This is a genomic window from Bradyrhizobium sp. Ec3.3, assembly GCF_000472925.1.
GTDB lineage: Bacteria > Pseudomonadota > Alphaproteobacteria > Rhizobiales > Xanthobacteraceae > Bradyrhizobium.
Genome location: NZ_AXAS01000028.1, coordinates 1 through 12,909, shown reverse-complemented (window position 1 = coordinate 12,909; position 12,909 = coordinate 1). Strand labels below are relative to the sequence as shown.

Here is a 12,909-nt window from a genome sequence, read left to right as displayed (position 1 = left end):
TTCTTTCGCGCCTGGTCGACCTTGGCGCTGGGGAGTTGCCGAACGGTGGGCCAAGGAGCGAGTTTTCTCGCGTTACGACACAGACTAGGTAAAGCAGAGGAAATGGTCGCCTTCGAGAAGTCTGACTTCGAATCGAGGGGGGAGCTGACCGGCGGATTGAGACAGAATTTCGGCAGCAGACGCCTCGATCACGGAATGCGGAATCCCTGTGCGTTGGTCAGGGCACGATGCAATGCCGAGTAATCACTGGTCGTTCGATCGCCGCTCGTTGACACGATGGCGCCGCGCCCTCGAAGCATAGCTGTGTCGGCAGCTTACGTTTGAGGCGCGGCGTATGGCTTTGACAAGTGGTTGTGTCGAAAGTCTGGCGAAACTTGCTTTACAAGGCTAGCTGGACGCAGGTTGAGTTTTCAGCAAGCCTGAGCGTGGCGGCGTTCCGAGAACAATTCGCTACATGAATCCCAGGTCGTGGACAATCCAGCGGATGCCTGTCGCAACCACGATGATCGTCACGCCAAGCGCAATCGCGACGGCAATTCTGGTCGGGAGGTCCCAGAGTTCTCCGAACTGGACCAGGTCCATGAGACGGAAGACGCTCGCTTGGAGGAGGTAAACGAGCAGCGTGCTCTGACCCAGGTCCATTGCGATAAAGCGAGCGACCTGACTTGAACCACAAAAGGTCCAGCATCGCAGCATAACTCCCGCGGCGACAGCAGAGGCCGCTGCAGAGCCAACGTACATTAGCAATACTTGTTTGGCCGACTGAACATCGTCAATCAGAACGAGATTGTTGTAGGCATAAGTCTCCTTGCCCCAAGCAAGAAAGCACGCGCAAGCGAGACCAGAGAGCAAGAGGAGCGAAAGAGAATTGTAGCGGACGGAGGCGCTCGTCCGCCAGCCAGAAGACTTGGCAAGCAAGAACCCAAGGCAAAGGAATGCCTAAGTGTACCTGATCAAGGGGACTATCGAAAATGTGACCGGTACGAGTGCGATCATAACAGCAGACATGTATATCATCCACGTCGATCGCAGATTGGCAGCGATGAGAAGCCCAACGACAACAAAGGAAGCGAAGGTTGCCCATATAAACCAATATGTGCCAGCGAATTCTCTTGAGAAGTCCAGCACGCCGTTCGCTACACTTAGCGCGGGCGAAAATGCGGCCAGCTTAGCTGCTTCCGTGAATGTGCACCAAAACAGCATAGCCAACAACAATGCACCCCGCGGTCTTTGATGCTGCGAGCGAACGCTTTTCGCAAAAGTGCACCCGAGGAAAGATATTCGCTGAGTGCCATAAAGAGAGGCATATGAAACATGTAGATCGACTTGAAATATGGCGAATACCAATACTCATCAGCTCTGATGATGACATATTGTAATAGGTGTCCAACGATCACCAGAATAATGAGAATCCCTTTGGCAAAATCAAAACTCAGATCCCTGTCAGCTGAGCGCGAGCTACGTTCTGTTGACGCTGTTGCTATCTGATCGGTCATCAAGCCTCTAACCGTTTCTTTCCTGCATCCGCTTGCGGATTGGCCGGTTCGGTTCTGCCCTATTTCCGTTCTCAATGGAAGATGACCGCGACTCTCGATGTCGCTTTGTAGATTTCAACGCTCTTCGGATGCGGCCGGATCGACGCAATGAGTCCATTGTCGATCCGAAAACGTGCGTGCTATCTACAACGTTAGCCAATCGGATTGCTGGCGCACGGCTATCTGCTTCAGATGCCTAGCAATAGAACGTTCGTGGAGTCGTTAGGATTGAATTCGCGGATTGCCCGTGTTCAGCAACTCTCGATCGTACCCGCCACCATTTTGAAAGTGGTATTAGGGCCTCGTCGCGCGATTAGATTGTGCACGCTTGTCATGTCTGTTGAAAACGCGTCACTGCAGCCGGCAACGCAAGCGATCATAGCCTCTAGCGGGCGGCAATCGTCTCAAGGTTGTGTCTGGTAAGATGCGATAAGTGGGATATGCCGGGCGCCTACATTTTCCGAGGCCGCCCCGTGAGGGTTCGAAGACCGCGTCCCCGCTACGGATCGCTCAGACAAGCGCAAATCTGAAACTCCCGCCAACGCGCAGAAATTGTCATGTTGCGGAATATATGGCAGATTCTATTTAAGCCTAGTTTAATCGACCGGACGGTCGAATGTCGCAGGACCCTCTCAAGCCGCCTCAGTTCGACATGGAAAGACATGACGATTCGGTGGTCCTTTGGGAAGACGATGATTGGGTCTTCTGCCGCGCGTGGCGTCCGGACGCCGATGGCAACCGGCAACCAGTTCTGATTGTGCGCACCGCTCCGGCGCACCCTCCGCGTGCTGCGCTCGACCGCCTGGCCCATGAGTATGAACTAAGGGAAGGGCTCGACCGGGAATGGGCGGTGCGGCCTCTGGAGCTACTCCGCGAAGCTGGCCGAACCACTCTGGTTCTGGAGGATCCGTCCGGTGAACCCCTGGTTCGCCTGCTGGGAGTACCTTTGGAGCTGGACTGCTTTCTGGATCTGGCCATTAGCATCGCTGCAACTCTAGGTAACATTCACCGGAATGGCTTAGTGCATAAAGACGTGAAGCCAGCTCATATTCTGGTCAATTGCCCAGACGGACAGGTTCGGTTCACCGGATTTGGCCTTGCTTCGCGCCACCCGCGCGAGCGGCAGGCGAGCGAGCCGCCCGAGTTCATCGCGGGCACACTGCCCTACATGGCGCCAGAACAGACCGGGCGGATGAATCGCTCCATCGATTCTCGCAGCGACCTCTATTCACTCGGCGTCACGTTCTACGAGATGCTCACAGGCACACTGCCGTTCGCCGCGTCAGATCCAATGGAGTGGATCCACCGTCATATCGCCAGAAAGCCAATATCACCGCGAGAGAAAGCAGAAGGCATCCCGGAGCCGATCTCCCGAATAGTGATGAAGCTACTCGCCAAGGCTGCGGAGGATCGTTACCAAACGGCCGCCGGTGTTGAGCACGATCTGCGGCGCTGCCTCGTCGAATGGTCGAGCCGGCGACGTATCGCCCCCTTTGTGCTAGGCGAACAAGATACGCCGGATCGCCTGCTGATCCCCGAGAAGCTCTACGGGAGAGGCGCCGAGATCGAGGCGTTGCTCGCGGCTTTCGATCGCGTGGTCAAGAGCGGCGCCCCGAGGTTAGTACTTGTCGCCGGTTACTCCGGCATCGGCAAGTCATCCGTTGTCCACGAGCTGCATAAAGCTCTGGTGCCCTCGCGTGGGGTCTTCGCGTCGGGCAAATTTGATCAATTCAAGCGTGACATTCCCTACTCGACGCTAGTTCAGGCATTTCAGGGTGTTGTCCGGCCTCTTCTCGGCCAAAGTGACGCTGAGCTCGCGAATTGGCGCAACGCACTCCTGGATGCGCTCGGTCCGAACGGACGACTAATGATCGACCTGATTCCCGACCTAGGGCTGATCATCGGCGAGCAGCCTGCCGTTCCGCAGCTTCCGCCCCAGCAAGCACAAACTCGCTTCCAACTGGTCTTTCGCCGGTTTGTCGGCGTTTTCGCCCGCCAACATCATCCGTTGGTGATCTTCCTTGACGATTTGCAGTGGTTCGATGCGGCAACTCTTGACGTGCTCGAGCATCTCCTGGCCGAGGCCGAACTGCAACTGCTGCTCATCGGTGCGTACCGGAGCAACGAGGTCGATTCCAGCCATCCACTGAAACGCAAACTCGATAGCATTAACAGCACCGGGAAGAACATAGAGGAGATCGCGCTTCCGCCGCTGAGCCCTGAGCATGTCGAGCAGTTGATTGCGGATGCATTTCGCTGCGAGCCAAAGCGCGCAGTACCGCTCGCTCAGCTCGTTCACCAGAAGACTGCGGGCAATCCGTTCTTTGTCATTCAATTCATTTCTGCTCTCGCCGCAGAGAAACTATTGAGCTTCGATCACAGCGCGGCGCGCTGGACTTGGGATCTCGAACGCATCCACGCAAAGGGATACACGGATAACGTGGTGGACCTGATGGTCGGGATACTCACCCGCCTGCCAGCCGCAACGCAGAATGCGCTGCAGCAGCTCGCCTGTTTCGGTAACATCGCCGAAGCATCGGAACTTTCAATTGTTTACGCGACTTCGCAGGCGCAGGTACACGCACTGCTGTGGCCGGCGATCCATCAGGGTCTAGTCGAACGGCACGGAGACACGTACAGTTTCATCCACGACCGCATTCAGGAAGCCGCGTACTTGTTGGTTCCGGAAGTATCGCGCGCTCCAGCCCATCTGCGGATTGGCCGGATGCTCGCCGCGCATACGCCTCCGGAGAGCCGTCGAGAGGCTATCTTTAATATCGTTAATCAACTCGATCGGGGTCTGTCCCTAATAACCTCCAGTAAGGAACGGGAGCAGCTCGCAGAGTTCAACCTGATCGCCGGCCAGCGCGCCAAAGCGTCCGCAGCTTATGCATCTGCACTCACCTACCTGATTGCCGGTATTGCGCTGCTTGCGAATGACTCGTGGCAAAATCAACGCGAGCTCACCTTCGCGCTGGAGCTGAACCGGGCCGAGTGCGAATTCCTGATCGGCGAGCTGGATGTCGCCGAGGAGCGCCTATCCGGCCTTTCCAAGCGCACTATGCATGCGGTCGAACAAGCAAGTGTAGCATGTTTGCGCGTGGACCTGTACCTGACGCGCGGCCACAACGCGCGTGCGGTGGCGGTAGGTCTCGAGTATTTACGCAGCGTCGGGATTGAGTGGTCGCCACGTCCAACGCAGGAGGAGGCTCAATCCGAATATCAGCTGATGTGGTCAAAGATCGCTGATGGCCAGATTGAAAAAATCGCAGATTTGCCTTTAATGAAAGACGAGACATGCCTTGCTATTTTAGCCGTCTTGACGCGGATCGTTCCTCCGGCCGCGTTTACTGACGCCAACCTACCTACTTTGGTGATATGCCGAGCGGTGAATCTTAGCCTCGACCACGGCAACTCTGACGCTTCGTGTGCGCACTACGCTTGGCTTAACCGGGTCCTAGGTGGCCGGTTCGGTGACTATCAAGCCGCTTATCGTTTTGGTCAGCTCGCCTGCGATCTGGTCGATCGTCGTGGGTTGGTCCGTTTTCAGGCTCCGGTCTATCTAGCCGTCGGATCCACCGTGATTCCTTGGATCAAACACATCCGGGCCGGTCGCGACTTGATAACGCGAGCGTTCAAGGCGGCCACCGAAGTCGGCGATCTCGTTTATGAGGCCTACAGTCTGGCGCATTTGACCTCAAGCATGATCAGCGCGGGCGATCCTCTGAAAGACGTACAGAGCGAAATAGCGAGAAACCTCGCTACCGTTCGTAAGATGAAGTTCCGCTTCGCGGCCGACATCATAGGTCTGCAGCTCGGATTCGTTCGCACCATGCGTGGCCTCACGCGCAGATTCGGCTACTTTGACGCTCACGAAATTGACGAACTGGCCGTCGAGCGGTCGCTTGAGCAAGGTCCAGAAGTAGCCGCTCTTGGAGCCATCTATTGGACCCGTAAGCTTCAGGCGCGTTTCTTTGCGGGTGACTACGTCGCCGCGATCAATGCGTGGTCAAAGGCAGAACCTCTAATATGGACGGTACCGACGGAAGGCTCAACAGCGGATTTCCACTTCTACGGTGCGCTGGCTCACTCTTGTCATTGCGATGGTTCAGTCGTGAGTGAAGAGCAAGAGCATCGAGGTATCATAGACGCCCATCACAAACAGCTTCTGGCGTGGGCGACGAATTGCCCTCAGAGTTTTGAGCACCGAGCTGCTTTGGTTGCAGCCGAAATGGCAAGGCTTGACAATCGCGATGTAGAAGCAATGCGGCTCTACGAACACTCCATACGATCCGCAGCGGCCGATGGTTTCCTTCACCATGAGGCGATCGCCTGCGAGCTTGCGGGGCGATTTTACGCTGCGCGTGGGTATGAGAGGATCGCAAAGACTTATCTGAGAGATGCACGGCACAACTATCTGCGTTGGGGAGCGGATGGGAAAGTGCGACAGCTCAGCGAGTTGTTTCCTTATCTGAATGAGGAGGATGACGCGCGAGCGCTGTCCGGCACGAGCATAGGAGCGCCCGTTGAAAATCTAGACCTTGCTACGGTAATCAAAGTCTCGCAGGCGGTCTCCGGTGAGATCATTCTGCAGAGGCTCATTGATAGACTCATGCGCACCGCCATTGAGCAGGCCGGTGCCGAGCGAGGTCTGCTGATTTTGCTCCGTGGCAATGAACCGCGGATCGAGGCAGAAGCCACAACCGGCAGTCAAGCGCTCGTTGTGCACATGCATGAGCAATCGGTGACCGCGGCTGCCCTCCCAGAATCGGTGCTCCACTATGTCATGCGCACCGGTGAAAACGTCATTCTCCAGAATGCTGCTGTCCAATCTTCATTTGCTAACGACCCCTATATCCGCGAACACGGGTCGCGTTCCGTTCTGTGCCTGCCCCTCATCACTCAATCCAAGCTCATCGGCGTGCTCTACCTCGAAAACAACCTGGCGCCCGGCATCTTCGCGCTGGCGCGGAGTTCAGTGCTAAAGCTGCTCGCCTCGCAAGCAGCAATAGCCCTAGAAAACAGTCGGTTGTACCGTGATGTTCAGGAACGTGAAACGAAAATCCGCCGCCTGGTCGACGCCAACATTATCGGGATCTTTATCTTTAGCGATGAGGGGGAAATTATCGAGGCTAATCATGCCTTTCTCGAGATAGTTGGATACGATCGCGAGGATCTCTTCGCAGGCCGGGTGCGCTGGAACGAGCTAACTCCGCCAGACTGGAAGGAGCGCACTGCGCGCGCCGAGACGGAGATGCGAATGACTGGAGCTGTCCAAGCTTTCGAGAAGGAGTACATCCGCAAGGATGGTACCCGCGTGCCCGTGCTGATCGGGGCAGCCGGGTTCGATGTGCGACAGGATCAGGGTGTTGCGTTTGTGGTTGATTTGACTGAACGCAAGCGGGCGGAGGCCGAAGCCCGCGAAAGCGAGCGGCGGTATCGCGAGACCCTGATCGAGCTCGCACACGCAAATCGCGTCACCACAATGGGGCAATTGACGGCCTCGATCGCGCACGAAGTCAACCAACCCATCGGTGCGGTCGTCAGCAACGCGGAGGCCGGTCTAAACTGGCTCGATGCGCAGCCGCCAAACCTGCAACGGGTCCGGCAGACATTCGGTCGGATTCTCAGCGATGCCGTGCGAGCTGGAGAGATCATCGATCGGATCCGCGCGCTAATCAGGAACGCGCCTCCACAAAAGGCCCCCTTGGCGATCAATGATGTGGTACTTGAAGTTGTAGCCCTGACCCGCGCGGAAGTGATGAATAACAGTGTCTCAGTGCAAACCCAACTCGCCGGCGCCTTGCCGCTCATTCGGGCAGATCGAGTTCAACTCCAACAGGTGATTATCAATTTGATCATCAACGCCGTCGAGGCGATGAGCGGAGCAGAGGAGGAGGCGCGGGAGCTGGTAATCAGCACTGCCAGATCTGGCTCGACTGGTATACTGATTAGCTTGCAAGATTCCGGTCCAGGATTTGATTCGAACAGTGTAGAGCGTCTGTTCGAGGTCTTCTACACCACAAAAGCCCAGGGCATGGGCATGGGACTGGCCATCTGCCGTTCAATCATCGAGGCCCACGGTGGACGCATGTGGGCGAGTGCGAAAGAGACTAGAGGCGCCGTCTTTCAGTTCACTCTGCCTGTCGATCCCGATGATACCGATCCCGCCTTACAAACTGATGGAATACCAGCGGCATGAGACACGACGAGAGTCCCGGCAAAGGTCGGTCCGCGTAGCGATTGGTTCGGTCTCAGACAATTGCGTCCCTTGTCAGTCCGCCTTCTGATGCGCGGATTTGTCGAGCCCGGCCTCCTGGCAGATCGAAACGGTCCGAAGCGCTGAAATTTCTCAGGTGGACCGGAACTATCGAAATCGCACGGTGGCAAACTGGAGAACGATTGCGCTTCTGATCGAGGATGGGTGATCTGGGTTTAGGCCGCCGGAGAGGTCGGCCTTCAGGCCTTCACGCGGAATCGAAAACCTGATCGAGCCTACAAGTTCCACAGAGAAAACCGTTAACTCCATAAGCGGTGTCTCTGCGGCCTACGTCGAATGAATACTCTTGAATTGGCATTTCGCGCCATCTTTTCGTCGTTTTGCCAATCGGAACATCATCTCCCGCTCCAATCGGTCGGTCATCCGTGCGGGATCAGTAACCACGAAAACATCTCCCCCGCTTCCTTTAAGTTGCGCTCACCGCTTCAGACATGGCACAGGCGCAGCCTCTCTCTCGAGGCGCCGCCGTAGGAATGGATGCGAGCTCCATTTTGCGGCTCCTCACCAATCGCCATTCGCGAGCTGCGCGAAGGCTCGTGTTTGGTCGGGCGTGCCGAGTGAGGACAATTTCGAAGTCGCGTGCTCGCTCAAAATCGTTTGAAGAGCACGCCGTATCCTGCCGTGGAAGAAGTCGCAACTGGTCGCTGAAATTTTGGGGCTTGTCAGCTCCTGAACAGCTAACTGACCTATCGAGGAGTGTCCCAAAATCTGAACGTCAATTCCCTCTACCAGACTGAGAACGACACGGACTGGCCGATGTCAATATGAACTGAAGGGGTGCCTGCTTGCTCATAGTACGCACGATTAGTCTGCTGGGCTGCAGACTCGATACGCGGAACCGGGGCCAGAGCTTTCACGACTTCACTCGGCCGTTTCCCGTGGGCCAGGTTCGATGTCTTCCAGCTGCGCGGATTTGTGAGGTGCCATGGAGCGAACGAACAACAATTTCAACCCGTTCGACTTTGATGTGGAAGGATTCGCGCGGGCGTACGGTCAGCAGCCGCAGGGCGATCAGCGCTCCGGCGATACCGTTCAAGTTTTTGAGGAGCGATTGGGCGAGTTGCAACTGAGCTCGTCTAGCGAAAACTCCCCAGAAGCTAGTTCGCCTGATGCTCGCCCCGGAGGGAGTAGAGCGATCCGGGGGGGCGACATCGGTGGTTCGATGCGGATGCCGCGACAGGCGGGGAGCGCGTTCAGGCCCACGCGGCGCAGCGTTGACATCCCCTGCGCTCTCCCTACAGATTGGATCGAAGAACGGCCGCAGTCCGATCTGCGGAGTGATCGCTTCGGCAGTGCACGGTACATCCCGTCATCCGATTCGGAGTCCCCGACCCAAGCCAAGAGCAGCAAGAAACGGGGACTATGGTCACGCATCAAGTCAGAAGTGGGGAAGGCTTTCGGAGGGAGACGCAGCGGAAAATCGTCTGGCGCTCAGGCGCAGCATGATATCCTTTCGACAAACGTTCGAGTTGATCACGCCAAGCAACCGGCCCGCATACGCGGCGTCTTCGAGGAGGACGAGGCGCTCTTGAACGAGTTCGAGAGCCAAGCCACAGGGCTGAGCGCTGGCACGATTCGGAATGCTCGAGCCGACATTCGCAATTTCAGCGCCTGGCTTAACGAGAATGGAAGGGCACAAATCGCCTACCGGCTGGGTAATCCTGCGCTGGAACCGGGATTGGATCGCGATTTAGAGGCCTACGCGAAGGCTCGCAATATCAGCAGAAGGCGCACGGATGCGGCTTTGAAGAAGCTTCGGGATGTCAAGGCCGGAAAGGCTGTGACAACCGATAGCTTTCGATTGGCTCCTTATGCCATGGACGCGACCCTGATCGACATGTGGAGGGCGGCGGAAAAAAGGACACATAGGGTCGAGCCGGAGACTGTGAACCGACAGGCTGGCCGTCTTTCCAGGCTGAGTGACTGGCTGCAAACGCGCGAGAGGGGAGCCATGGCTGGCAGGCTCTTCACTCAAGGGCTCGCTCAAGACGTCAAGGAGTACAGGCAGCAAACTGGGGACGGCAAAATCGACGCCGATTTGCTCCGGCTCCAGCGATATCAACAAGTGGTCGACGCAAATCAAGCGCTGGGATTAGGTCCTCCTGAGGAGGCTGCCGGGAATACAGTTCGACAACCCAGCCCACCGCAAGATCCTCTCGCAATGCCGGCCACACCAAGTGACGGGGCATGGGATCTCTGGAGGGAGGTTATGCAACAACCCGCATCACCATCAGCCACACAGGTCCGCGGAGCGCAGCCGAGCCCAGCCCAGGATCTTCCCGCAATGCCACAGACACCGAGCGAAGGGGCTTGGGGCGTCTGGAGGGAGTTTATGCAAGAACCCGCGTCATCATCATCCGCCACGCGGATGCCGTCGGACATCTATGGCGATCTTGAGCCACTGGTTAATCTGAATCCTCCCACACCGTACGAATTGTACGACGACGCGCACTCTACGCCCGCACTTGGCGGGGCCAGACCGCCATCGTTCGTTAGGCCATCAGTTCCCCAGCAGGAGGCCGCTGATATCGGGCCAATCATCGGTGAGGGTTGGCGCCACGGCTCCCAACCGGCCTCGGACGTGGTCATCGACATCCTCCATAACATTGATCGACTGCCAAACCAGTTCGGCCCGCGGCAGGTCGAGATCCACGGAGAGCTTTACTCGGTCACGCTGGGGCCGGGAGGGCGCAACGACGTTCGTCTCATCCATCATCCGCGCGCTAGCCAGATAGATGAAGCTGGGCCATCCGTTCGGGCCACTGGGCAATCCCTTCGGCCTGTACCCGATCTTGGCTATCTCATCCGCGGTGGGTGGCAACATCGCGAACGCTTGCTTCCGAATTACCTTGCCCGAGCCTTGGAAGGCGAGGGCCTCATGCCCGCTGTCGGGCGCCCAACGTATGTCAACATCCACGGTGTGCCTTACAGGGCCGAGTTGGTACAAACGGACAGCGGCGAACGCGTTCGGATCCATCCTGAGCTTGGCTGAAGAGCGCGCTTTGACGGCAACGCATTCTAATCTGGTAATCCTCGGCTTTAGCGAAGGAAGGTGAGCCCTTGTAGCGCAAACTCGATAATTGGCAGGCCGCGGACCTGCCCAGCTCGTACAGATAGCGCAGGCGAGGACCTCGAAACCGCGAAGTCGCCACGACGGCCCCGAAAGGTAAGTCTTAAAGTGATCCACAGCGTAGATGCAGCCCATCAACACAATCGATTTTACCAGTCTGATAGGATGCCGCATAAGGCAAAAGTCGGCTTGGAGAAAAGCCTTCAGTCATATCGGATGGTTATCGATCCTTGCTTAACTGGCCTGGAGAAACAGTCGATGTACGTCGAGCGTCAATACCAGCGCACGTCAAGTCCGGCCACGTGCTTCGGTTGGCATGTGGCCGAATTCAGTGGATCCCGTTTCGATAGAACAGAAGAAAGCAACACCAGATTTCGTTCGGGACGGACATTGGCGATCTGTGGCTAAGGTTAGCGGCGAATGCCCTCGCCGCAAATGGACCGTCGGCAGCAGCCCCTCCCTCTGCCGACGGAAGCTGGCGCGATGTGCAGTCGCATCGCTCCTTCCGAGACTGACTTCTGCCCGGCCACCGAAAGTGGCCGGGCATCTTTTGTGTGGCGCGGACGAGTGACAGCGTGCAGGCGGCAGTTCGTAATCCAGTATGCGCTTCATTCCGGCAGCGGCCGCGCATCCATTAACAGTCGCGCCGGCGCATCATGAATCACTCTCCATATAACCGATGATCATGAAGTTCATTTTGGTAAATCACAGGACACCAAGCAGCTCGTCGATCTGCATCGAGTGTCATCGACCACTAGAAGTCGGCTACTTGCGAGATATGTCCACGCGGGAGCCCTATTGCGGCTACGATTGCTATCTTTGCAACCGGGAGAAGGGACTATGCGTGCCGTGGCTCGCGATTAGATACGGCGTCCGTCGGCTCGCGCGTGATTATTTCACTCACATCGAAACTGTCGTTTCCTTTGCTGCCGCTACATGCTGGTATTCGATCGCACTCACCGAAGCCGCACTGCGTCTTGGCGAAATGGCACTGTTGAAGCGACCTCATACGTAAGAACGCATGGGGTTAAATGGTCCGACAGCGAATCGTAGGACCAAAACCATCTGACCTCGCAACAATTCTTTGAGCATCTTTGGCAATCGAGCGTCGCAAGAAAGTAAAGCGACTTTGAAAATCAATTTTACTGAAGTTGGGGGATATTGATCCGCATGTGCGGGATTGTCGGCATTCTCGGGCGCGAACCGGTTGCGGAGCAATTGGTGGATTCGCTCAAGCGGCTTGAATATCGCGGCTACGACTCCGCAGGCGTTGCCACGCTCGAAGGCGATCACCTGGAGCGCCGCCGCGCCGAAGGCAAGCTGAAGAACCTCGAGGCGCGGCTGCGTGACAAGCCGCTGAAGGGGACNANCGGCATCGGNCACACCCGNTGGGCNACCCACGGCAAGCCGACCGAGCACAATGCCCATCCGCACGCCACNGAGCGCCTCGCGGTGGTCCATAACGGCATCATCGAGAATTTCCGCGAGTNGCGCGAGGAGCTCGAAGCGAAGGGGACGNTGTTCCGCACCGAGACCGANACCGAGATCGTTCTGCATCTGGTCGACGATCTGCTCACGCGNGGTAACAAGCCGGTCGANGCGGTNAAGCTCGCCTTGAGCCGGCTGCGCGGCGCGTTCGCGCTCGGCTTCATCTTCGCGGGCGAGGGCGACCTGATGATCGGCGCCCGCAACGGTCCGCCGCTCGCGATCGGCTACGGCGATGGCGAGATGTTCCTCGGCTCGGACGCGATCGCGCTTGGTCCGTTCACCGACACGATCAGCTATCTCGAGGACGGCGACTGGGTCGTGCTGACCCGCAACAGCGTTGCCATCTTCGACAAGGACGGCCGCGCCGTCCAGCGCGACAAGATCAAGCATGCGACCTCGACCTCGCTGGTCGACAAGGCCAACTACCGCCACTTCATGGCGAAGGAAATCCACGAGCAGCCCGAGGTCGTCGGCCACACGCTAGCCCGCTATGTCGACATGGCATCGGAGCGCGTGTCGCTGCCGGTGAAGCTGCC

2 protein-coding genes and 2 pseudogenes are annotated in these 12,909 nt (G+C 57.4%); 3 read left to right on the top strand and 1 reads right to left on the bottom strand.

Translation table 11 applies throughout. The features are described 5' to 3' along the window. Nucleotides 1–450: 450 nt before the first annotated feature. A pseudogene (nolL, locus tag YUU_RS62745) lies at nt 451–1,496 on the bottom strand (nodulation factor fucose acetyltransferase NolL). A gap of 655 nt (nt 1,497–2,151) precedes the next feature. On the opposite strand from nolL, the gene YUU_RS0124455 reads away from it, so the two are divergent. The 3 genes and pseudogenes from YUU_RS0124455 to YUU_RS0124445 all read left to right on the top strand — a co-directional run. Further along, complete coding sequence (locus tag YUU_RS0124455) at nt 2,152–7,737, top strand: trifunctional serine/threonine-protein kinase/ATP-binding protein/sensor histidine kinase (protein WP_084801526.1); 5,586 nt, start codon at nt 2,152–2,154, stop codon at nt 7,735–7,737. Nucleotides 7,738–8,740: 1,003 nt separating this feature from the next. Further along, nucleotides 8,741–10,807, top strand: a complete 2,067-nt coding sequence (locus YUU_RS55210; protein ID WP_027524772.1) for a hypothetical protein — start codon at nt 8,741–8,743, stop codon at nt 10,805–10,807. 1,248 nt (nt 10,808–12,055) lie between these two features. After that, nucleotides 12,056–12,909 (top strand): annotated as a pseudogene (locus YUU_RS0124445) (glutamine--fructose-6-phosphate aminotransferase); the annotation flags it as partial.